Below are 21,781 nucleotides of genomic sequence, written 5' to 3'. Positions count from 1 at the left end.
AACGGCATCCGACGGGCACCCCGATGACCAACGGCCTGAACCTGAACCGGATCGCCCATTTCGTGGCGGTGGTGGATTGCGGCTCCTTCACGGCGGCGGCGGACCGGCTGGGCGTCACCAAGGCGGTGGTCAGCCAGCACGTCGCCCGGCTGGAGCAGGAGCTGCGCACCACCCTGCTGGTCCGCACCACCCGCCGCCTGACTCCGACCGAGGCCGGCGCCGCCTTCCACCGCACCTGCGCCGCCATCCTGCAACAGGCGGAGGAGGCGGTCGCCTGCCTGTCCTCGGCGTCGGGCGCGCCGACGGGGACGGTGCGGGTGACGGCGCCCTTCGACTACGGCACGGCGATCCTCGCCCCGGCGGCGGTGCGGCTGGGCCGGCTCCATCCCGGTTGCCGCGCCGAACTGGTGCTGACCGACCACAGCCTGGATCTGGTGGCCGAGAAGCTGGACATGGCGATCCGCATCGGCTGGCTGGCCGACAGCAGCCACCAGGCCCGGCGGCTCGGCGGCTTCCGGCAATGTCTGGTCGCCGCGCCCGAACTGGCCGACCGGCTGGCGCTGCGCACGCCTCACGACCTTGCCGCCGTGCCGTGGGTCGCCCAGAGCACCCTGCGCACCCCGCTGCGCTGGACCTTCACGCACGCCGACGGCGGCACGGCGACGGTGGAGGTGGCCGCCGCCATCGCCGCCAACGCCACCCCCGCCGTGCGCGCCTGCGTGCTGGCCGGGGCCGGCGTGTCGGTGATCCCCGACTATCTGGTCGGGCCGGACATCGAATCCGGGCGGCTGCGCGCCCTGCTGCCCGACTGGCGCCTGCCGGAGGGCGGCATCCACGCGGTCTTCCCGTCGGCGCGTTTCCGTCCCGGCATCGTCCGCGCGCTGGTCGATCTGCTCATCCAGCCGGCCGGAGAGGCGGGCGGCTGGCCGGGCTGACGCGGGTGGGGCCGCGAAGAAGACGCTTGAGAAGCGCGGTGTATCCTGTCGTATCGTTTCTCCGGCTGGGACGAGTGGCGTGGACGGCGATCGGGGGACGGCGCGACATGACCGGATTCGGTGGGGGGAGGCGGGCTGCCGGCCGCCAGGTACGGCGTCGGGCGGGGCTGGCGCTGGCCGCGTTCGTGCTGTTCACGCCGGCCAGTCTGCCGGCCGTCGTCGTCCTGGACAGCACATGGCGCGAGGAGGGCGGCGCGCGGGGCCGCGAGGCCGACGGCTTCGGCGCCCACGTCCGGCTGGCCGGCGAGCCGCAGTTCCGCTCGCTGATGACCCTGTCCTACGACGGGGGCGAGACCTGGGGCGACGGTTCCGCCACCTGGATCGGCAACGACGAGTCGCATGGCTACGCGCTGACCTCGGCGCACAATTTCGACGAGGCCACCGCCCGCGATGTGCTGTTCCGCACCGACGGCGGTGCCGTGATCCGGGCCGACCGCGTCTGGCTCCATCCCCGCTACGACCCGGATCCCGACGGGGACCGCACGGGCGTCGACGCGGCCATCGTCCGTCTGGTCCGTCCGGTCCGCGACTCCGGTCCGGCGCCCCTGCTCTACGCCGGACGGGCGGAGCAGGGGAGGACCATCACCTTCGTCGGATTCGGGACGCGCGGAATTGGCTCCGTCGGCGAGGACGAGCGCTACAATCGGGGCAGCGGCAAGGCCGCCGCCCAGGGCGTGGTCGAGGAGGCGGTGGCGTTGCGGCGCTCCAGCGCCGCGGAGGATGCCGGCAACTATTTGACGGTCTTCCTGCCCCGCGAGGATGGCCGCATCGAGAACCCGTTTGGCGGCGCCCGGCGGCCGGCGTCGCGGCTGGCCGGACTGCTCGGCGCCGGCGACAGCGGGGGTTCGGCCTGGATGCCGCTGGGCGATGCACCGGACGACGGCTGGGCCGTCGTCGGCATCAACACGTCGGGCGACGGAAAGGCGCAGTATGGCGACAGCTCGTGGTTCGTCCGGGTGTCGGGGCTCCGCTCCTGGGTGTCGTCCGTCTTTCCCGGCGCCCGCTTCGCCGCCGAGCCCGAATCGGCGTCGCGGAGCCGGGAGCCCGAGCCGGCCGTCGCGGCGTGCGAGCCGCGCGCGCGGGTCTTCGCCTTCTCGGACGGCGCCTGGTACCCGGCGCGGGTGCTCGGCCCCGATGGCCGGTCGAAGGGTGGGGCCGATGGCTGCCGGGTCCGATTCGACGGTTATTCGTCCGACATGGACGAAATCGCCGGGCGGGACCGGCTGATTCCCTGGACGGCCGACGGTCCCGGCGCCGAGCTCGACGGCTGCCGTCCGGGCGCGGCGGTGGTCGCCGAGGAGGACGAGGTCTGGTACCCCGCGACCATCCGCAAGGCGGGCGGCAAGGCGTGCGTCGTGCGGTACCGCGACGGGGATTACGACGACGAGGCCCTGCCGCTGGCCCGGCTGCGCCTGCTGCGCTGACGCGGGAACGTCGCGAAAAGCGGATAGTGGCGTCGGAGAAAGCTGTCGAAGCGGACGGTTGCTGCTATTGTCGGGCGAAGATGCCGGCGTTCCGCTCGCACCGTTCGAATCGCGGCACGCTCCGGCGCAGATTCACCCCGCCGATACGGAGAGGACCGATGGTCAAGGAGAGTTTCGAGAGCGCGTCCACGGGCGCGTCCACGACGGCCGAGGAGCCGGCGGCGTCCACCACCCTGGTGGAGGAGAGCATCGCCGTCGGGCTGACCGCCGACAACGTGATCAAGGATCATGTGATCGCGTCGGTGGCCGTCGCCACGGTTCCGCTTCCCCTGGTCGATGTCGCCGGCATCGCGGCCATCCAGCTCCGCATGATCCAGAAGCTGTCGCAGCTCTACGGCAAGCCCTTCAGCGACTCGCTCGGGCGCTCGGTGATCGCCTCGCTGGCCGGCAGCGTCGGTGGCCTGACCGCCGGCGCCCTGGCGAGCAGCCTCGTGAAGGTGATTCCGGGCGTGGGCTGGGCGCTGTCGGTCGCCACCCTGCCGCTGGTGGCCGGCTCCTCGACCTACGCGATCGGCCGGGTCTTCGTGAAGCACTACCAGGCCGGCGGTTCGCTCGCCGATCTGGACGCCGCGAAGTTCAAGGCCTTCTACCGCGAGCAGTTCGAGAAGGGCAAGGAACTGGCCAGGCGCGCCAAGGACGAGGCCAAGCTCCGCGCCGCCGCCGTCAAGGACGCGGCCTCCGGAGCCACGCCGGCCGGCGCCTCCTCCACCGCGACCCCCTGAACCGGGCGCGCTCGCAAGCCCTTCTCCTCTCGCGGGAGAAGGGCTTCTGTTGCTGCGCGCGCCCCCTGTCGGATCACCCCGCCTGCGGGTGCTCCATGGCGACGAACTCGCCGTAGTCCAGCTTCACCAACTGCTGGCACTGGCCGAAATAGCGGTCGTCGTGGGTCACGGCGATGATGGTTTTCCCTTCCGCGCGCAGGCCCGGCAGGATGACGTCGTAGAATCGGGCGCGGAATTCCGGATCCTGGTCGGCCGCCCATTCGTCGAAGACATGGATCGGCTTGTCCTCCAGCAGGGCGCCGATCAGCGCCAGCCGCTTGCGCTGGCCGGTCGACAGGTCGAGGTTGGTGAAGCGCCCATCGCGGTATTCGGTCTTGCCCCCCAGCCCCATGTCGGCGATCAGCGCGTTGATCCGCGCCGGATCCGTGCCCTCCAGCCCGTACAGCCGGTCGAACAGGTGGAAGTCGGCGAAGATGCAGCCGAACAGTTCGCGGTAGGACGGCAGCGCCGCCGGCGCCACGTCCTGCCCGTCGATGACGATTCGGCCCGACTGCGGCTGGTAGAGGCCGGTCAGCACCTTCAGCAGGGTGGATTTGCCGCAGCCGTTGCCGCCGACGATGAAGGTGGTCTGGCCGCGTTCGATCGTCAGGTTCAGCGGGCCGATCTGGAAGGTGTGCTCGCTGCCCGGATAGCGGAAGACGACGTTGCGCAGCTCCAGCGTCCGGAAATCGGCGAAGCGCGCCGGATCGGGATCGGCGGCGAGATCCTCGCGGTCGAGCGCGCGGTCGAGCGACCGCTCCAGCGCCTGGATGCTGCGCAGCGAGACCTGGGCCTTCAGGTGGAAGTGCGAGGCGAACTGCACGTTCTCCAACGGCGCCACCAGGAAGAGGACGGCGGCCGTCAGCTTCATGATGGTTTCCGGCTTCGACCATTCCAGGCTCGGCAGCACGAAGACCAGCACGGCGAGGATCAGGTAGATCAGCGTCTGCGACACCACCAGATGGTTGGTGTAGCGCCTGACCACCCGGACCATGATCGCCTCGGTCTCGCGGGCGACGTGGCTGATCCGGTCGAACACGTCGTCGTTCTTGCGGTGGTTGATCTTCACTTCCTTGAAGCCGTCGACCAGATGGCCGAGCGCGTCGAAGAACTCGGTCTCCTTCGCCACCGCGACCTCCAGGTCGCGCATGGTGGTGCGCTGGCGTTGCAGGAAGCTCCAGGCCGCCGCCATCAGGAAGGCCAGCGTCATCAGGAAGGCGTCGAGCGAGATCGTCAGCACGTAGCCGAGCCCGGCCAGCACGATGACCAGCGATTGCAGGCCGTTGAAGATGACCGGCATGCTCTGCGAGATGGTGCTCGTGTCCTGGGTCAGCCGGGCGTAGATGTCGCCGTGCCCGGTGTGCTCGACGAACAGCAGCTCCGAGCGGCGCAGCTTCTCGGCCATCTCGATGCGGATGTCGCAGATCGCCCGCTCGGCGGCGACCGAGGCGTCGGTCATCGACTTGCGCTTGGAGACGACGAACAGGGCGAGCGCCGCCGCGAACAGCACGACGATGCGCAGCTCGACCTTGCCGTTCGACGCCATTTCGGCGGCGGTGTTCACGACGCTCAGCATCAGGCCGCTGCTGAGCCCCGACAGGAGGACCAGCGCGATGACCGCGCGCTGCGAGCTGCGGCTGCGTTCGATCAGGAAGCGGTAGAGATCCATGCGTCGGAACCGGCCCCCGTCAGAACCGGCCGGCCGGTCGCGGCCGGTCGTCGGAGGCGAGAAGCACGATGATCCCGACCAGCGGGCTGAACAGGAAGGACACCAGGAAATTCCCGATGAAGCCGAAGCGCTTGTTGCGGCCGAGCAGCCCGATGAGGACGCTGAGCAGAAGCCAGAGCAGCAGCAGGAGCGGGTGCACGAGGAACATCAGTTCGCCTCCATCGGCTGGCGGAACGTGGGAATGACCGCACCGGTCTCCGGCTCCGGCGTCGAGGCGCTGGGAGTCGTGGTGGTGTGGTTGTAGCCGGCGACGGTGCGGAAGACGGTGCCGTCGTGGCGCAGGATGAAGATGTCGGTGTCGGTCGCCTGCCCCGCGGCGTTGAAGACGACCCTGCCGGTGGCGCCCTGCAACGGGTTGCCGTAGCGCATGATCCGGATGGCGTCGGCCATCACGCCGGCGTCGAGATCGTGGGTCGCCGCCGCCGCATGGGCGACCAGCATCACCGCGTCGTGGCCGAGCGCGGCGGTCGGTGACGGCGCCGTGCTGAAGCGGGCGCGGAAGCCCTGGTCGAACGCCCGGACCTCCGGCGCGTCGCCCCGGACGTCGAAGGCGGAGACGGCGATCACCTCCAGCATCGCCGACCCCGCCTGGGCGCTGACCGCGACCGAGGTGAGGGTGTCGGTGCCGAGGATCGGGATGCGGACGCCGAGCTGGCGGGCCTGGAGGATGAAGGCGGCGTTGTCGGCCGGGTTGACCGAGGACAGGAAGATGCCGTCCAGGTCGCCGATCGGGAAGAGCGTGTTGTCGAGCAGGAACAGCAGCAGCGCGTCGATGCTGCGCTTGCCGCTGTTCAGCATCCCATGGTGCAGGATGGCGCCGCCGCCCTGGGTGACGGCCTGGGCGAAGAAACCGGCGCTTTCCTGGCCGTAGGAGGTCTCGTCGTTGAAGATCACGAAGCGGCGCATGCCCCGTTCGGCGGCGTAACGGGCGAGCAGCAGCGTCGCCTCGCGGTCGTTCGGCAGCATGGCGAAGACGCGGGAGAATCGGGTGGCGGTCAGCAGCAGGCTGCTGGCGTAGGTCGCCAGGAACAGCGTGTTGGCCTGCTCGTAGATCGGCGCGGCGGTGATCGCGGTGGTCGAGGAGGGGTGGCCGATCACCGCGACGACCCGGCCGTCGTCGGCGATGCGCGACGCGGTGTCCAGCGTGCCGGCGACCACGCGGGTCAGCGTGGCGCGGTTGTTGAAGGGCGGCTCCTCGACGAAGCGCAGGGTGACCGGCCGGCCGAGCAGGCCGCCGTCCGCGTTCACCCGCTCGACCGCCAGGGTGACGCCCTCGAAGAACAGGTCGCTGGGGATGCCCGGCCGCTTCTGCCGGCCGACGGCGACGATGACCGGCGGGCCGTCGGGCCGCCGTCGCGTCAGGACGGTGGCGCCGGCCGCCGCCGTGCCGGCCAACGCGGCGCACAGGGCCAGGAGCCGGCGCCGGGAGGGGCGGAAACGCAAGGTGGGGAAACGCATCGGGGGCCGCGCGCCGGTCAGCGGTCGTTGCCGAGGATGAGCGGCAGCCCGTCCTTTCCGGCCCCGACGATGATGGTCTTGGTGTTGGGCGACTGGGCGAGGTCGCGCGTCGCCTCGACCCCCTGCCAGCGCAGCAGGTCCGGCGTCAGCGTCCGGGCCAGCGTGCTCTGGTAGGCGGCGATGCCGGCGGCCTCGATCTCCTTGCGCTCGGCCTCCTTGCGCTCGATGCCCAGGCGGTGGACGTAGGCCTTCTCCTGCTCCTGGAGGACCAGCTTGCGCTCGACCTCCTCGCGCAGGGCCTGGGGCAGCTCGATCGACTTGACCAGCACGTCGTCGATGATGACGAAGCGGCTCTCCGCCTGGGTCAGGCTGCCCATCAGCACCGATTCGAGGAAGCCGCGCTTGCTGGTGTAGACCTCCTCCGGGTCGTACTGGCCGACGTAGCGGCGCAGCACCGCCTCGGTCTCCGGGAAGACGACCTTGTCGAGGTAGTTGGGGCCGACGGCGACGTGGAGCTGCGGCAGCATGCGCAGGTCGGGCTGGTAGCGGATGGCGACCCGCAGGGTCAGCGGCAGCCCGGTGCGGGTCAGCAGGGTGTACTCGCGCTCCTGCGTCTGGAGGCGGATGTCGTAGACGACCATGCTGTCCCAGGGGAGGGTGACATGGACGCCCTCGTCGAAGACCCGGCCGCGCTCGGTGCCGCTGAACCAGCGGAACAGGACGCCGGCCTGCCCGGAGCCGATGTTGACCACCATGCGCGGCCACAGAATGGCGGCGACGATGACCAGCGACAGCACGAGGACCAGGAGGGTGGGGCTCTTCCGGCGCAGCCAGCTCTCGGTGGCGTCCTCCTCCGGCTGAGGGATGTCACGCTTCACGCTTGCCTGCGCCATGTGGTTGTCATCTACCCCTTTTGGAACGCGCCGCATTATGCCGACGGGGCGGCGGGGACGCCAGCGGAGATGCTTGGACCGTTCCGACAACCAGCGCGCCGGCATGACCGCGGGCCGGGCCGATCAGGACTCCATCGCGGCGCGCATCCTGTGGCATAAGGGGCCCGACACGCCACGGGAAGCCAGCCGGACATGATTCGTTTCGACAACATCAGCAAGCACAACAGCCACCGGATCCTCTTCCTGGACGCCTCCGCCGCGCTGAACCGGGGCGAGAAGGTGGGACTCGTCGGCCCCAACGGCGCCGGGAAGACGACTCTGTTCCGGATGATCACGGGCGAGGAACTGCCGGACGCGGGCCAGGTGGCGATCGAGAAGCAGGTCACGATCGGCTATTTCAACCAGGACGTCGGCGAGATGTCGGGCCGCAGCGCGGTCGCGGAGGTCATGGATGGGGCCGGGCCGGTCAGCCTCGTGGCGTCGGAGCTGGCGGAGCTGGAGGCGGCCATGGCCGACCCCGGCCGCGCCGACGAGATGGACGCCATCATCGAGCGCTACGGCGAGGTCCAGGCCCGCTTCGAGGAGCTGGGCGGCTACGAGCTGGAGGGCCGGGCGCGCGAGGTGCTGGCCGGGCTCAGCTTCAGCCAGGAGATGATGGACGGGGACGTCGGCGGCCTGTCGGGCGGCTGGAAGATGCGTGTGGCGCTCGGCCGCATCCTGCTGATGCGGCCCGACGCCATGCTGCTCGACGAGCCGAGCAACCATCTGGACATCGAAAGCCTGATCTGGCTGGAGGGCTTCCTGAAGGGCTACGAGGGTGCCCTGCTGATGACCTCGCACGACCGCGAGTTCATGAACCGGATCGTCACCAAGATCATCGAGATCGACGACGGCTCGCTGAGCAGCTACTCCGGCGACTACGAGTTCTACGAGCGGCAGCGCGCGCTGAAGGAGAAGCAGCAGGAGGCCCAGTTCGAACGGCAGCAGGCCATGCTGGCCAAGGAGCTGAAGTTCATCGAGCGCTTCAAGGCGCGGGCCTCGCACGCCAGCCAGGTGCAGAGCCGGGTGAAGAAGATCGACAAGATCGAGCGCGTCGAGCCGCCCAAGCGCCGGCAGGTCGTGGCCTTCGATTTCCCCCCGGCACCGCGCTCGGGTGAGGACGTCGCCGTCCTCAAGAACGTGCACAAGGGTTATGGCGGCCGGACCATCTACCAGGGGCTCGACCTGACGATCCGCCGCAAGGAGCGCTGGTGCGTCATGGGTGTCAACGGCGCCGGCAAGTCGACGCTGCTGAAGCTGATCGCCGGCTCGACCCAGCCGGATTCCGGAACCGTCACCGTCGGCGGCAGCGTGAAGATGGGCTATTTCTCCCAGCACGCCATGGAGCTGCTGGACGGCGACCAGACGGTGTTCGAGTCGCTGGAGGCCTCCTTCCCGCAGGCGAACCAGGGCGCGCTGCGGGCGCTGGCCGGCTGCTTCGGCTTCTCGGGCGACGACGTGGAGAAGAAGTGCCGGGTCCTGTCCGGCGGCGAGAAGGCCCGCCTGGTGATGGCGATCATGCTGTTCAACCCGCCGAATTTCCTGGTGCTCGACGAGCCGACCAACCACCTCGACCTCGACACCAAGCAGATGCTGATCACGGCGCTGGCCGCCTACGAGGGCACCATGCTGTTCGTGTCGCACGACCGTCACTTCCTGGCGAAGCTGTCCAACCGGGTGTTGGAACTGACGCCGGACGGCATCCACCAATATGGCGGCGGCTACACGGAGTATGTGGCGAGCACCGGGCAGGAGGCGCCCGGATTGCATGGCTGATCCGGCGTAAGGCGGTGTGCCGGACGGCGGCGGGAGGCCGGGCCGGACCGTCGGTGTCCGGTCGGCCTCTTCATGGCCCTGCCGGAACCGAAGGCGGCGCTTGCGCGACGCCGGAAGGCAGGGCGGCCATTTCCCGCCGGGCGTGGGCGAGGCAATCCTCCCGGCCCGGCCGGAAATCCTCGGCGATCCACCACGCCTCGACCGCCTTCAGCAGCCGGCCGACCTCGGGGCCGCGCCCGAGCCCCAGCGCCAGCAGATCGCGCCCGGCGACGGGCAACCGCAGCGCCGGCAGGTCGGCGGCTGTGGCGAGGGCGGCGCGCAGCAGCGTCAGGTCGAGCGGCCCGACTCCGGCCCCGACTCCGGCCACCGCCGCCATCAGCATGAGGTCGCGGTAGAGGTCCGCGTCGCCGATCCGGTAGAGCGCCTGCCGGCGCTTCACCGGATCGTCGGAGACCGCCAGCGACGCCGGCGGCTCGACCAGGGCGGCCAGGCGGTCGCGCTCGCTGTTGGACAGGCGCAGGGTCTCCGCCACCGCCAGGGCGCCGGCGCGGTCCGCCTCCAGCACGGCGGCGAGGCGGCGGGTCGGGTCGGGCGCGATCTCCAGATCGTGCTCCAGCCGGGCCAGACGCTCCAGCCGGTCGGTCGCCGCCGCCAAGGGCAGCAGATGCGCCATCACCCCCCGGTCGATCATCAGCCGCCAGATCGAGGCGGCGCCGGGGGCGGTCAGCAGGCGGAACAACTCGCCGCGCACCCGCTCGCCCGACAGGGACGGCAGGCGGGGCGCCAGCGCGACGCAGGCGGCCAGCGCCTCGGCGTCCGGCTCGCCGCGCCCGTAATGGGCGTGGAAGCGGAAGAAGCGCAGCAGCCGCAGCACGTCCTCCTCGATGCGGCGCCGGGCGTCGCCGACGAAGCGCACCCGCCCGGCCGCCATGTCGGCCAGCCCGCCGAACGGGTCGTGGACCAGCCCGTCGGGGGTGCAGCTCAGCGCGTTCATCGTCAGGTCGCGCCGCGCCGCGTCCTCGATCCAGTCGTCGGTGAACTCGACCCGCGCGTGACGGCCGAACGTCTCGACGTCGCGGCGCAGCGTGGTGATCTCGTAGGGCTTGCCGCCGGCCAGGGCGGTGACGGTGCCGTGGGCGATGCCGGTCGGGATGGCGCGGATGCCGGCGGCGGCCAGCAGCTCCATCACCCGCTCCGGCTCGGCGTGGGTGGCGATGTCGATGTCCTTGACCGGGCGGCCGAGCCACGCGTCGCGCACGCAGCCGCCGACGAAGCGCGCGTCGGCGCCCCCGGCGGCGAGCGCCGCGATCACGGCGCGGCTTTCGGTGGCGGTCATCCAGGGTTGCGGCGCGAGGCGGGCGGCGACGGTCATGGCGCGACGCTACCCGATCGGCGGCGGCACGGCACGGGAAACATCGGCACGGGAAACTAGCCTTCCTGCCGGGCCGCCCGGTCCGCTGCCTGATCCGCCCCCAGTTCCGCCCCCAGTTCCGAGGACGCCCGCTCCAGCGCCGCCCCCAGCACGTCGCGGAGGTTGACCAGCATGCCGGCGGTCGCCCCCCAGATGTAGCGCTGCTCGTAGGGGAAGGCGTAGAAGAAGCGCGGCTTGCCGAGGAATTCCCGGCTGTGGCGCTGCGGGTTGGCCGGGTCGAGGATGAAGGACAGCGGCACCTCGAAGACCTCCGCCACCTCGGTCGGGTCGGGGGTGAGGATGAAGGGCGGCGTCACCACGCCGACCACCGGCGTCACCCGGAAGCCGGTCCGCGTCACGTAGGTGTCGAGCCGGCCGACGATCTCGATCCGCCCGCGCTCCAGCCCGATCTCCTCGGCGGTCTCGCGCAGCGCGGTGTCCTCCGGGCTCTCGTCCTCCGGCTCCATGCGGCCGCCGGGGAAGCTGATCTGCCCGGCGTGCGCGGTCAGCGTCGCGGTGCGCTGGGTGAAGATCACGGTCGGCCCGTCGGTCCGGTCGACCAGCGGCACCAGCACGGCGGCCTCGCGCAGGCCGCCGGGCGGCGGGCCGAAGCCCGGATTGAGGTCGTGGTCGCCCCGGATCTTGATCGGGTGCGGCGCCCCGCCCGGATGCCCCTTGGCCTGATTGGCCGGGAAGCGCCGCCGGACATCCTCCAGCGTCAGTCGCCAGGCAGCCTGCCCAGCGCGAAGAAGACCTTGTTGCTCCATACACCCACCTCGGTCTCGCCGGTCTCGGTTCGCCGCGTCTCTCCGCGTTCGACCATGTCGTAGAACACGGGCCGCAGAATGCGCGCGTCCAGACGGCTCTTGATTTCTATGTAGGGGGACGGCTCTCCGGTTTCAGGATGGTCGGCGACGCGGATCGGGTGGTCGGGACCGGCCTCGACCCAGTGGTCGAGGTTGGTGCGGAAGGCCAGGATCTGGTCGGCGCCGCTGCCCGACACCGTCATCTCCACGGCGACGAAGGGTGAATCCTCGACCACGATCCGGCCGCGCTCGGCCGGGGTGATCAGCCAGTAATCCCCCGCGTCGTCCCGTTTCAGGACGGTGGAAAACAGCTTCGCCAGTTCGATCCTGCGGATCGGGTCGCCATTGTGGAACCAGGTGCCGTCACGCGCAATGCGTATGTCGTACGATTCCTCCGTCGGTATACGCGGGGGTAGGGGGATCGTTCCCTCTGCGCCATCTGCGCGCTTGCCATTCGTGCCTTCGCCACCGACCTTCATGGAACTGACCCGTTTTGCCGCTTCACCGTTACGTATTTTCGCCACACTCGGCCGTTAGGTCCACTAGAGTTGGCTTTTCTGGATTTGGTTATCGGACCCCGCCTCGAACAGTCTTCAGTGACAACAGGCCCAACCGCCAAAAGGCCCAACAGACAGGGAGCTGCGGATCGTGAGCGCACAGGACAGCCTGCGGGGCCATTCCCCCACCTCCGCCGTCACGGCCGCCACGGAGGACCCCCAGCGCCTGATGGCGGAGATCGAGGCGCTTGGCGACCGGCTGGGGTTGGTCCGCGAGCGCATCGGCCGCATCATCTTCGGCCAGCAGGAGGTGGTGGACCGCACGCTGGTCACGCTGCTGGCCGGCGGCCACGTCCTGCTGATCGGCGTTCCCGGCCTCGCCAAGACGCGGCTGGTCGAGACGCTCGGCACCGTGCTCGGCCTCGCCGAAAAGCGCATCCAGTGCACGCCCGACCTGATGCCCGCCGACATCCTGGGGTCGGAGGTGCTGGAGGAGGGCGAGAATGGCCGCCGTTCCTTCCGCTTCCTGCCCGGCCCGGTGTTCAGCCAGCTGCTGATGGCCGACGAGATCAACCGCGCCAGCCCGCGCACCCAGTCGGCGCTGTTGCAGGCGATGCAGGAGCACCGCGTCTCGGTCGCCGGCCAGTACCACCCGCTGCCGCAGCCCTTCCATGTGCTGGCGACCCAGAATCCGCTGGAGCAGGAGGGCACCTACCCGCTGCCCGAGGCGCAGCTCGACCGCTTCCTGATGCAGATCGACGTCGACTACCCCGACCGCGAGGCCGAGCGCCGGATGATGATCGCCACCACCGGCGCCGCCGACGAGCGCGCGGTGACGGTGCTGTCCGCCGCCGACCTCCAGATTGCCCAACGGCTGGTCCGCCGCGTGCCGGTGGGCGAGAGCGTGGTCGACGGCATCCTCGACCTCGTGCGGCGCGGCCGTCCCGACAGCTCCGATCTGGTCGAGGTGCGACGCCACGTCGCCTGGGGGCCGGGACCGCGCGCCAGCCAGGCGCTGATGCTCGCCGCCCGCGCCCGCGCCGTGCTCGATGGCCGGCTGGCGCCCTCGCTCGACGACGTGGTGGCGCTCGCCAAGCCGATCCTCAAGCACCGCATGGCGCTGAACTTCGCCGCGCGCGCCGACGGGGTGACGCTGGACGACGTCATCGACCGCCTCTGCGCGCCGCTCGCTTAACCTTCCACTGGACAGCCGATGCCGCGAAGCCCCGCCCCGCAAACCACGACGCTGCTGGCCCGCCACCGGGCGGAGGAGCTGGCCTCCGCCCTGCCGCCGCTGCTGGTCGCGGCGGAGCGGGTGGCGGCGACGGTGGCGCAGGGCGTCCATGGCCGGCGCCGGGTGGGTTTGGGCGAGACCTTCTGGCAGTTCCGCCGCTACCAGCCGGGCGACGCCCCGTCGATGATCGACTGGCGCCAGTCGGCCAAGACCCAGCCGGTCTATGTCCGCGAGAACGAGTGGGAGGCGGCGCAGAGCGTCTGGCTGTGGCGCGACCGCTCGGCCTCGATGGATTTCCGTTCGGCCGCCGGCCTGCCGACCAAGCGCGAGCGCGCCGACCTGCTGACGCTCGCCACCGCCGTGCTGCTGGCGCGCGGTGGCGAGCGGGTGGCGCTGCTCAACAGCGGGACGCGGCCCGACCACGGCAAGTCGGCGGTCGACCGTCTGGCCCGCCTGATGGCCGACCCGCAGGCCGCCGCGGCGCCGGAGCCATTGCCGCGGGTCGAGCCGCTGCCCCGCCACGCCCAGGTGGTGCTGATCGGCGACCTGCTGTCGCCGCTGCCCGAGATTCACGCCGCCGTCACCGGTCTGGCCGGGCGGGGGCTGCGCGGCCATCTGGTCCAGGTGCTCGATCCCGCCGAGGAAACCCTGCCCTACGACGGCCGGGTCGCCTTCGAGGGGCTGGAGAACGAGGCGGGTCTGCTGGTTCCCCGCGTCGAGGCGGTGCGCGAGGCCTACCGCGAGCGCTTGCAGGCGCAGCGCGACGGGCTGTCGGCGCTGGCCCGCACCACCGGCTGGAGCTTCGCCACCCACCGCACCGATCGTCCGCCGCAGACCGCCCTGCTCGCCCTGTGGGGCGCGCTGGCGCAGGAGCCGGTGTGAGCGGGGGGCGAACACTCAAGCGTTCCAGGAAGCCCTTCTCCCCTCGCGGGAGAAGGGGTGGGATGAGGGGGATTCCGCCGCAGGCGGAAAGGACAAGGGTATTTCTGGCCGGCTGGCGCCGGCTCCCCCTCACCCCAACCCCTCTCCCGCGAGGGGAGAGGGGCTTTCCAGCGCCTACGGATCGAACGCCATCATCCCACAAACCCCACCACCAGCCTTCCCCCAGGTAAGAACCGCCGCCAATGCTGGGCTTCGCACCGATCGCTTTCGCCGCCCCCTGGGTCCTGACCGCGCTGGCCGCCCTGCCGGTGCTGTGGTGGCTGCTGCGCGTCACGCCGCCGGCTCCGCGCACGGTGCGCTTCCCCGCCATCCGCCTGCTGCGCGACCTGACGGCGGCGGAGGAGACGCCGGCCCGCACCCCCTGGTGGCTGCTGCTGCTGCGCCTGATCGTCGCTGCCCTGGTCATCCTTGCCCTGTCCGGCCCGCTGTTGAACCCGCGCGCGGCGCTGCCCGGCGGCGGGCCGCTGCTGCTGGTCGTCGACAACGGCTGGGCCGCCGGCCGCGACTGGCCGGCCCGCAAGCGCGCGATGGACGAGCTGATCGCCCAGGCCGACCGCCAGACCCGCCCGGTCGTCCTGCTGACCACCGCCCCGCCGGCCGGCGGCGAGAAGCCGCAGCCGTCTCCGGTCCTGCCGGCGCCCGAGGCGCGGCGTCTCGCCCAGGCGCTGGAACCGCAGCCCTGGCCGACCGACCGTGCCGCCGCGCTGGAGTCCGTCCGCGCGCTGGCCGGTCAGCGTACCCTGCAAGGGTCCGTCCACGCGGTCTGGCTCAGCGACGGGCTGGGCGACCCGTCGGCCCGCGCGTTGGCCGAGGCGCTGCAACGGCTGGGCTCCGCCGAAATCCTCGACGATTCCGCCGAGAAGCCGCCGCACCTCCTGCTGCCTCCAGCGACCGAGGGCACCGCGCTGACCGCCCGCGTCACCCGCGCCGACCCGTCCCGCCCCGAACCCGTCACCGTGCGGCTGAGCGCCGCCGACGGCCGTCTGCTGACCCGCCAGACCGTGGCCTTCGAGCCCGGCCAGACGACCCGCGAGGTCCGGCTCGACGTGCCGACCGAGCTGCGCAACGACGCCGCCAGCTTGCGCGTCGAGGGCGACACCACCGCCGGGGCCACCGTGCTGCTCGACGAGCGCTGGCGCCGCCGCCCGGTCGGCCTCGTCTCCGGTCGGCCGGAGGGGGAAAGCCAGCCGCTCCTCTCCGACCTCTATTACCTCGACCGCGCCCTGTCGCCCTTCAACGAGGTGCGGCGCGGCAGCACGCTCGACCTGCTCAAGCGCGACCTCGCCGTGCTGATCCTGTCGGACATCGGCGCCCTGACCGCCGGCGAGGCGCAGGGCGTCGAGGAGTGGGTGCGCAAGGGCAACGTCCTGCTGCGCTTCGCCGGCCCGCGTCTGGCCCAGCACGCCGACCAGCTCGTGCCGGTGCGGCTGCGCATCGGCGACCGCGCGTTGGGCGGGGCCCTGTCCTGGTCGGAGCCGGCCAAGCTCCAGCCCTTCCCGCCCAAGACCCCGTTCGAGGGGCTGGCGATTCCCCCCGACGTCCAGGTCAACCGGCAGGTGCTGGCTGAGCCGGCGCTCGATCTGGCCGAGCGGACCTGGGCGCGGCTGGCCGACGGCACGCCGCTGGTGACGTCGGAGAAGCGCGGCGACGGCTGGATCGTGCTGGTCCACACAACCGCCAGCCCGGACTGGTCGAACCTGCCGCTGTCCGGCCTGTTCGTCGACATGTTGCGTCGGCTGGTCGCGCTCAGCGGCGGTGTCACCGGCGCCGCGCCGACGGCGTCGCTTGACCCGGTGGAACTGCTCGACGGCACCGGCCGCCTCGTGCCGCCGCCGCCGACCGCCTTCCCGATCCCCGGCAACGCGACCGCCTCGGTGATCGGCCCGCGCCACCCGCCGGGCTTCTACGGGACCGACGACGCGCGGCGCGCGTTGAACCTGTCGTCCGCCGTCACGAGGATCGAGCCGCTCGGCGCCTTGCCCGGCGGGGTCGCCCGGTCCGGCTATGGCGGCCGGGGGGAGGTGCCGTTGAAACCGACTCTGCTGGGCGTCGCGCTGGCGCTGCTGACCGTCGACCTGCTGATCGCGCTGGCCCTGCGCGGCCTGCTCGGCCGCCCGACCCTGCGCCCGACCGCGCGCGGGGCCGGCGGGGCGACCGCCGCCGGCCTGCTGCTGGCCGTGGCGCTCACGGCGGCCCCCGTCGGCACCGCCCGCGCCGCCGACGACGAGCAGTCCGTCAAGGTCACGGCGGAAACCTACCTCGCCTACGTTCAGACCGGGGACGGAACGGTCGACGACACCGCCCGCGCCGGGCTGGAGGGGCTGGTCGGCGTGCTGAACCTGCGCACGGCGGTCGAGACGATGGGCGCCGTCGGCGTCGATCCCGAACGTGACGAGCTGGCCTTCTTCCCGCTGCTCTACTGGCCCGTTTCGGACCAGCAACGGCCGCTCACCGATCAGGCGCGCACCCGCGTCAACGCCTATCTGCGCGGCGGCGGGACCATCCTGTTCGACACCCGCGACCAGTCGCCCGGCGGCGGCTCGGCGGTGCTGCAACGGCTGGTCGACGGGCTCGACATCCCGCCGCTGGCCCCGGTGCCGCCCGACCATGTGCTGCGCAAGTCCTTCTATCTGATGGCGGATTTCCCCGGCCGCTCGGCCGGCGGCGAGCTGTGGATCGAGGCGCGCGAGGGGCCGGCCAACGACGGTGTCTCGCCGGTGGTGATCGGCGGCAACGACTGGGCCGCCGCCTGGGCGGTCGGCCGCACCGGCCAACCTTTGTTCGCCGTCGTTCCGGGTGGGGAACGGCAGCGGGAGATGGCCTATCGTTTCGGGGTCAATCTGGTGATGTACGCGCTGACCGGCAATTATAAGGCCGATCAGGTCCATGTCCCCGCCATCCTGGAAAGGCTTGGACAGTAGATGCCCGTCGATCTGTTCTCCGGCACCTCCGTCGCGTTGGCGCCGCTGCTGCCCTGGGCCTTGCTGGGCCCGCTGCTCGGCGTGGCGCTGCTGGTGGTGCTGGTCGCGGCGTTCCGCCGGGCGCGCGGCGTGGCGCTGCGCCTGCTGGCCGTGCTGGTGCTGGCGCTGGCCCTCATCAACCCCTCGCTGGTCCAGGAGAAGCGCGAGCCGATCAAGGACGTCGCGGTCATCGTCGTCGACGATTCGCCGAGCCAGGCCATCGGCGACCGCCGGGTGCGCGCCGAACAGGCGCTGGCCGGACTGACCGAGCGGCTGAAGGCGTTCGACGATCTGGAGCTGCGCGTCGTGCGGGCCGGCGACGGGGCGGGCGACGCCACCGCCATCAACGAGACGCACCTGTTCGACGCGCTGAACCGCGCGATGGCCGACGTGCCGCGCCGCCGCATGGCCGGCGCCGTGCTGATCACCGACGGCCAGATCCACGACATCCCGGAAAACGTCGCCAAGCTGGCCGAGATCGGCCCGATCCACACGCTGCTGACCGGCGACCGCGACGAGGGCGACCGCCGCATCGCCATCGTCCAGGCGCCGAGCTACGGCCTCGTCGGCAAGCCGGTCGATCTGACGATCCGCGTCGACGACATGCCGGGCCGCCAGTCCGCCGACGCGGCGGTGACGCTGCGCCAGGACGGCGGTGCCCCGCGCAGCATCCGCGTGCCGGTCGGCCGCGACATCCGCATCGACCTGCCGGTCACCCACGGCGGCCAGAATGTGCTGGAGTTGGAGGTCGAGGCGGCGCGGCAGGAACTGACGCTGGCCAACAACCGCGCCGCGGTGGTGGTGAATGGGGTGCGCGACCGGCTGCGGGTGCTGCTTGTCTCCGGTGAGCCGCACGCCGGCGAGCGGACGTGGCGCAACCTGCTGAAGGCCGACCCCTCGGTCGATCTGGTGCATTTCACCATCCTGCGTCCGCCCGAGAAGCAGGACGGCACGCCGATCCGCGAGCTCTCGCTGATCGCCTTCCCGATCCGCGAGCTGTTCGAGGTCAAGCTCGACGAGTTCGACCTGATCATCTTCGACCGCTACCGCCGGCGCGGTGTGCTGCCGCAGATGTATCTGGAGAACATCGCCGAGTATGTCCGCAAGGGTGGTGCCCTGTTGGAGGCTTCCGGGCAGGGCTACGCGACGCCGCTGTCGCTCTACCGCACGCCGCTCGGCTCGATCCTGCCGGCGGCCCCGACCGGCCAGACCATCGACCGCCCCTTTCTGCCGAGCGTGACCGAGACCGGCCGCCGTCATCCCGTCACCGCCGGCCTGCCCGGCGACCAGGGCGCCGATTCCGCCCCGCAATGGGGCCGCTGGTTCCATCAGGTGGAGGTGACGCCGAACGGCGGCGCGGTGGTGATGCAGGGGGCCGACGAGCGGCCGCTGCTGGTGCTCGACCGTGTCGGCAAGGGCCGGGTGGCGCAGCTCGCCTCCGACCAGATCTGGCTGTGGAGCCGCGGTTTCGAGGGTGGCGGCCCGCAGGCCGAGCTGCTGCGCCGTCTGGCCCACTGGCTGATGAAGGAGCCGGAGCTTGAGGAGAACGACCTGCGCGCGCGGGTCGACGGCAACCGCATCACGGTGGAGCGCCGCTCGCTGGAGCCCGACCCGCGCCCGGTGACGCTGACCTCACCATCCGACGAAACCAGTCCGCTGACCCTGACCGACGACCGGACCGGCCGCGCCGTCGCCACGGTGACGGCGAGCGCTCCCGGCATCTACCGCATCTCCGACGGCGAGCGGACGGCGCTGGCGGTGGTGGGGGCGGTGAACCCGCCCGAACTGGCCGATGTCCGCACCACCGGCGACCGCATGGCTCCGGTGACCGAGGCGACGGGCGGCGGTGTCCACTGGATCGTCGACACCGCGACCGGCCCGCGTCCGGGCGTCGAGGTCCGCCGCACCCGTCCCGACCGCGACCAGACCGGCTCGGGCTGGATCGGCCTGCGCGCCAACGGCGACTTCACGGTGACCGGAGTGACCGATACGCCTTTGCTGCCGGTCGGCGCGGTGCTGGCGCTGGTCCTGGGCGCGATGCTGATGGCGTGGCGGCGGGAGGGACGCTGAGCGTGAAATTTTTCATTCGCAGCCTGTTGCGCTTGGCGGCCTCTCCGTCTATGGTGCCGCTCCTTCCGGCGATGACTGATCGCCGTGACGGTTGGGGCGTCGCCAAGCGGTAAGGCAGCGGTTTTTGGTACCGCCATTCCCAGGTTCGAATCCTGGCGCCCCAGCCAATTTCCAGCTCCCCAGAAAATTTAAAGCTGAAACAACAACGGCTTCGGTTTCGCCGCCATTGCCATGACGGTCGTTCGAATGGACGGCTGGCGGGCAGCCTGGAGGCTGCTCGGTCGCATCGGAGCTGTGGAAGACGAGGGCGTAGGACGGCCGAACCTTTTTCACCGCCATCAAAAACATGGTGGGGCGGGTTTCCACTGCCGGTGCCGGGATGCCCGCTCAAACAGGGTGGATGCACAGCCACACCCCAAGGGCCGGAATTCAGAACAGCTCCAGATTGCAGCCTTGTCAGGCAAGAAGGTCGTGGGACATCGCCGGGGTGTCATCCATCAAGCGCGTAAAAACGGACTCCTGCCGATTCGGAACGCATCGGCGGAACGCTTGCCTATTACAAAAGGCATATTGGCGCGAGCGGCCAACCCTGCTAAGCAAACGATCCGGTTTTCTTTTGGAAGTTGGGGGGCCGCATGCGTTCGAAATGCCTGCTGAAATCTCCCACACCGGCCAACCGTTAGGTCGTCCGACCGCGAGGTCCGACCGCGGGCTGCTTGAGCCCGGCAACGGTCATCGATATTCCCATTCATTGGACGGTGCCGTCCGGCCCTGAACGCGCCATAGCCATGGCTGCGTCCCGGCCGGTCCGCCGTGGAGACGGCGTGTCGTCGCGCCGGACGTGATCATGGCTGTCTTGAAAAAATCCGGCCGGACGGATGCGATCCGTGCCGTTCTCGCCTTCACCTTTCAACACTGGCGCCGTCAGGTGCCGCTGGTGGCCTGGATCGCCGGCACCATCGCCCTGGCGACGCTGGCCGACGTCTTCATGCCGCTGTTCGCCGGCCGTCTGGTCGATGCGCTGGCGCTGCTGTCCGCCGATCGGGAGACGGCGCGCGACGCCGCCCTGAGCGCCTTCGCCGCCATGGTGGCGCTCGGCGCCGGCATGGTCGTGCTGCGTCACGTCGCCTGGAGCGGCGTCATCCCGCTGACCCTGCGCATCATGGCCGACGTCGGCCAGGACAGCTTCCACCGGGTCCAGCGCTTCTCGACCGACTGGCATGCCAACAGCTTCGCCGGCTCCATCGTCCGCAAGATCACGCGCGGCATGTGGGCGCTCGACACGCTGAACGACACGCTGCTGCTGGCGCTGTGGCCGTCGCTGGTCGTGCTGGCCGGGACGATGGTCCTGCTCGGCCTGCAATGGCCGGTGATGGGGCTCGTCATCGCGCTGGGGACGGCGGTCTACATCGGGCTGACCGTCGTCTTCGCCACCCTCTACATCGCCCCGGCGGCGCGGCTGTCCAACGCCTGGGACACCCGGCTGGGCGGCACGCTGGCCGACGCCATCGGCTGCAACGCGGTGGTCAAGGCGTTCGGCGCCGAGCCGCGCGAGGACGACCGGCTGGCCCGGATCGTCGGCAAATGGAGCCGCCGGACCAACCGCACCTGGACGCGCCACACCCGCCACAGCACCGCCCAGCTCGCCATCCTGCTGCTGATCCGCACCGCCGTGGTGGCCACCGCCCTGTGGCTGTGGTGGCGCGGGCAGGCGACGCCGGGCGACGTCGCCTATGTGCTGACCACCTATTTCGTCGTGCACGGCTATCTGCGCGACATCGGCATGCACATCAACCATCTCCAGCGCTCGATCAACGAGATGGAGGAGCTGGTGGCCATCCACGCCGAGCCGCTGGGGGTGGAGGACCGGCCGGGCGCCGTGCCGCTCCGCATCACCGCCGGCGAGGTGCGCTTCGACCACGTCACCTTCCGTTACGGAGGCCATGCGACGCCGCTCTACCACGACCTCTCGGTGACGATCCGCGCCGGCGAGCGGGTCGGGCTGGTGGGGCCCTCGGGATCGGGAAAGACCACCTTCGTGAAGCTGATCCAGCGGCTGTACGACGTGACCGGCGGGCAGGTCCGCATCGACGGGCAGGACGTGGCCGGGGCGACCCAGCACTCGCTGCGCTCGCAGATCGCCATCGTCCCGCAGGAACCGATCCTCTTCCACCGTTCCCTGGCCGAGAACATCGCCTACGGCCGTCCCGGCGCGACGCTGGCGGAGATCGAGCGCGCCGCAAGGCTGGCCAACGCCCATGATTTCATCGGGCGCCTGCCGAAAGGCTACGCCACGCTGGTCGGCGAGCGCGGCGTCAAGCTGTCCGGCGGCGAGCGCCAGCGGGTGGCGCTGGCCCGTGCCTTCCTGGCCGATGCGCCGGTCCTGATCCTGGACGAGGCGACCTCCAGCCTGGATTCGGAATCGGAGGCGCTGATCCAGGAGGCGATGGAGCGCCTGATGCAGGGGCGCACGGCCATCATCATCGCCCACCGCCTGTCCACCGTGCGTACCCTGGACCGCATCCTGGTCTTCAAGCAGGGCCGGGTGGTGGAGGAGGGGACCCACGCCGCCCTGCTCCACCGCCCGTCCGGCCTCTACCGCCGCCTGTTCGAACAGCAGTCGGCATCGGAGCCGGGCCGGCGGGTCGGCGGCTGAAGAGGGAGGGCCGGCGCCTGGGCTTCCGGGGCGCCGGCCGGGAAGCAAGGCAGGGGCCGGAGCCGCCGGG

General features: G+C 71.1%; 16 protein-coding genes and 1 tRNA gene. 10 read left to right on the top strand and 7 right to left on the bottom strand.

The genetic code is table 11. From position 1 onward, the window contains the following. Window positions 1-23: 23 nt before the first annotated feature. The 3 genes from JN22_RS30850 to JN22_RS30840 all read left to right on the top strand — a co-directional run bounded on the left by JN22_RS30850 (window position 24) and on the right by JN22_RS30840 (window position 3,201). Window positions 24-935 (top strand): LysR family transcriptional regulator, encoded by a 912-nt coding sequence (locus tag JN22_RS30850; protein ID WP_085557736.1) that lies wholly within the window; start codon window positions 24-26, stop codon window positions 933-935. Between the two features lie 107 nt (window positions 936-1,042). Further along, window positions 1,043-2,419 carry an agenet domain-containing protein gene (locus tag JN22_RS30845; protein ID WP_085557735.1) on the top strand — a complete coding sequence of 459 codons (1,377 nt, stop codon included), beginning with the start codon at window positions 1,043-1,045 and terminating at the stop codon, window positions 2,417-2,419. A 158-nt stretch (window positions 2,420-2,577) separates the two neighbouring features. After that, the gene (locus tag JN22_RS30840; RefSeq protein WP_179166318.1) at window positions 2,578-3,201 is read left to right on the top strand and encodes a YcjF family protein; all 624 of its coding nucleotides are present in this window, start codon (window positions 2,578-2,580) and stop codon (window positions 3,199-3,201) included. A gap of 73 nt (window positions 3,202-3,274) precedes the next feature. Here the strand turns inward: JN22_RS30840 and JN22_RS30835 are convergent, their stop codons facing one another. The 4 genes from JN22_RS30835 to JN22_RS30820 are packed head-to-tail and all read right to left on the bottom strand — an operon-like array spanning window position 3,275 to window position 7,320. Beyond that, window positions 3,275-4,909, bottom strand: a complete 1,635-nt coding sequence (locus tag JN22_RS30835; protein WP_085557733.1) for a cyclic peptide export ABC transporter — start codon at window positions 4,907-4,909, stop codon at window positions 3,275-3,277. Between the two features lie 19 nt (window positions 4,910-4,928). Then, the gene (locus tag JN22_RS30830) at window positions 4,929-5,117 is read right to left on the bottom strand and encodes a hypothetical protein (protein ID WP_085557732.1); all 189 of its coding nucleotides are present in this window, start codon (window positions 5,115-5,117) and stop codon (window positions 4,929-4,931) included. Continuing rightward, window positions 5,117-6,427 (bottom strand): ABC transporter substrate-binding protein, encoded by a 1,311-nt coding sequence (locus JN22_RS30825; protein WP_085557731.1) that lies wholly within the window; start codon window positions 6,425-6,427, stop codon window positions 5,117-5,119. Before JN22_RS30825 ends, JN22_RS30830 begins: the two co-directional genes overlap by 1 nt. 17 nt (window positions 6,428-6,444) lie before the next feature. Then, entirely contained in the window at window positions 6,445-7,320 is an 876-nt protein-coding gene (locus JN22_RS30820) for a prohibitin family protein (protein ID WP_211099718.1), read from the bottom strand. Window positions 7,321-7,512: 192 nt separating this feature from the next. Between JN22_RS30820 and JN22_RS30815 the strand changes: the two genes are divergently transcribed. Beyond that, entirely contained in the window at window positions 7,513-9,135 is a 1,623-nt protein-coding gene (locus JN22_RS30815) for an ABC-F family ATP-binding cassette domain-containing protein (RefSeq protein WP_085557729.1), read from the top strand. A gap of 70 nt (window positions 9,136-9,205) precedes the next feature. Here the strand turns inward: JN22_RS30815 and JN22_RS30810 are convergent, their stop codons facing one another. From JN22_RS30810 to JN22_RS30800, 3 genes are read right to left on the bottom strand one after another with little or no spacing between them, the layout of a single operon-like run. Then, window positions 9,206-10,507, bottom strand: coding sequence for a CCA tRNA nucleotidyltransferase (locus JN22_RS30810; protein WP_085557728.1), 1,302 nt, complete (start codon window positions 10,505-10,507; stop codon window positions 9,206-9,208). 56 nt (window positions 10,508-10,563) lie between these two features. Beyond that, window positions 10,564-11,313, bottom strand: a complete 750-nt coding sequence (locus JN22_RS30805; RefSeq protein WP_179166316.1) for a CoA pyrophosphatase — start codon at window positions 11,311-11,313, stop codon at window positions 10,564-10,566. Continuing rightward, complete coding sequence (locus JN22_RS30800; RefSeq protein WP_085557727.1) at window positions 11,265-11,831, bottom strand: DUF1285 domain-containing protein; 567 nt, start codon at window positions 11,829-11,831, stop codon at window positions 11,265-11,267. The genes JN22_RS30805 and JN22_RS30800 overlap by 49 nt, the downstream gene beginning before the upstream one ends. Window positions 11,832-12,078: 247 nt before the next feature. Between JN22_RS30800 and JN22_RS30795 the strand changes: the two genes are divergently transcribed. The 6 genes from JN22_RS30795 (at window position 12,079) to JN22_RS30770 (ending at window position 21,711) form a co-directional block, all read left to right on the top strand. After that, window positions 12,079-13,044 carry an AAA family ATPase gene (locus JN22_RS30795; protein ID WP_085558008.1) on the top strand — a complete coding sequence of 322 codons (966 nt, stop codon included), beginning with the start codon at window positions 12,079-12,081 and terminating at the stop codon, window positions 13,042-13,044. A gap of 18 nt (window positions 13,045-13,062) precedes the next feature. Then, complete coding sequence (locus tag JN22_RS30790) at window positions 13,063-13,965, top strand: DUF58 domain-containing protein (protein ID WP_085557726.1); 903 nt, start codon at window positions 13,063-13,065, stop codon at window positions 13,963-13,965. A gap of 242 nt (window positions 13,966-14,207) precedes the next feature. Then, window positions 14,208-16,946: a DUF4159 domain-containing protein gene (locus JN22_RS30785; RefSeq protein ID WP_085557725.1), complete on the top strand. Its 2,739-nt coding sequence runs from the start codon at window positions 14,208-14,210 to the stop codon at window positions 16,944-16,946. After that, window positions 16,947-19,055 carry a hypothetical protein gene (locus JN22_RS30780; RefSeq protein ID WP_085557724.1) on the top strand — a complete coding sequence of 703 codons (2,109 nt, stop codon included), beginning with the start codon at window positions 16,947-16,949 and terminating at the stop codon, window positions 19,053-19,055. Window positions 19,056-19,147: 92 nt separating this feature from the next. Continuing rightward, window positions 19,148-19,222: transfer RNA gene (locus JN22_RS30775), tRNA-Gln, on the top strand. A gap of 680 nt (window positions 19,223-19,902) precedes the next feature. After that, window positions 19,903-21,711, top strand: coding sequence for an ABC transporter ATP-binding protein (locus tag JN22_RS30770; protein ID WP_085557723.1), 1,809 nt, complete (start codon window positions 19,903-19,905; stop codon window positions 21,709-21,711). Window positions 21,712-21,781: the final 70 nt, after the last annotated feature.

It is taken from the genome of Azospirillum agricola (assembly GCF_020005195.1).
In the GTDB taxonomy this organism is placed as follows: Bacteria; Pseudomonadota; Alphaproteobacteria; order Azospirillales; family Azospirillaceae; genus Azospirillum; species Azospirillum agricola.
Note: the sequence above shows the minus strand (reverse complement) of the source record. Positions and strands in the feature narration are given on the sequence as shown.

Bases quoted from the DNA above. Each gene is read 5' to 3' on its own strand.
- JN22_RS30820 (WP_211099718.1), bottom strand. From the start codon at position 7,320: ATGGCGCAGGCAAGCGTGAAGCGTGACATCCCTCAGCCGGAGGAGGAC.
- JN22_RS30825 (WP_085557731.1), bottom strand. From the start codon at position 6,427: ATGCGTTTCCCCACCTTGCGTTTCCGCCCCTCCCGGCGCCGGCTCCTG.
- JN22_RS30785 (WP_085557725.1), top strand. From the start codon at position 14,208: ATGCTGGGCTTCGCACCGATCGCTTTCGCCGCCCCCTGGGTCCTGACC.
- JN22_RS30800 (WP_085557727.1), bottom strand. From the start codon at position 11,831: ATGAAGGTCGGTGGCGAAGGCACGAATGGCAAGCGCGCAGATGGCGCA.
- JN22_RS30845 (WP_085557735.1), top strand. From the start codon at position 1,043: ATGACCGGATTCGGTGGGGGGAGGCGGGCTGCCGGCCGCCAGGTACGG.
- JN22_RS30805 (WP_179166316.1), bottom strand. From the start codon at position 11,313: ATGGAGCAACAAGGTCTTCTTCGCGCTGGGCAGGCTGCCTGGCGACTG.
- JN22_RS30815 (WP_085557729.1), top strand. From the start codon at position 7,513: ATGATTCGTTTCGACAACATCAGCAAGCACAACAGCCACCGGATCCTC.
- JN22_RS30780 (WP_085557724.1), top strand. From the start codon at position 16,947: ATGCCCGTCGATCTGTTCTCCGGCACCTCCGTCGCGTTGGCGCCGCTG.
- JN22_RS30810 (WP_085557728.1), bottom strand. From the start codon at position 10,507: ATGACCGTCGCCGCCCGCCTCGCGCCGCAACCCTGGATGACCGCCACC.
- JN22_RS30795 (WP_085558008.1), top strand. From the start codon at position 12,079: ATGGCGGAGATCGAGGCGCTTGGCGACCGGCTGGGGTTGGTCCGCGAG.
- JN22_RS30830 (WP_085557732.1), bottom strand. From the start codon at position 5,117: ATGTTCCTCGTGCACCCGCTCCTGCTGCTGCTCTGGCTTCTGCTCAGC.
- JN22_RS30835 (WP_085557733.1), bottom strand. From the start codon at position 4,909: ATGGATCTCTACCGCTTCCTGATCGAACGCAGCCGCAGCTCGCAGCGC.
- JN22_RS30850 (WP_085557736.1), top strand. From the start codon at position 24: ATGACCAACGGCCTGAACCTGAACCGGATCGCCCATTTCGTGGCGGTG.
- JN22_RS30840 (WP_179166318.1), top strand. From the start codon at position 2,578: ATGGTCAAGGAGAGTTTCGAGAGCGCGTCCACGGGCGCGTCCACGACG.
- JN22_RS30770 (WP_085557723.1), top strand. From the start codon at position 19,903: ATGGCTGTCTTGAAAAAATCCGGCCGGACGGATGCGATCCGTGCCGTT.
- JN22_RS30790 (WP_085557726.1), top strand. From the start codon at position 13,063: ATGCCGCGAAGCCCCGCCCCGCAAACCACGACGCTGCTGGCCCGCCAC.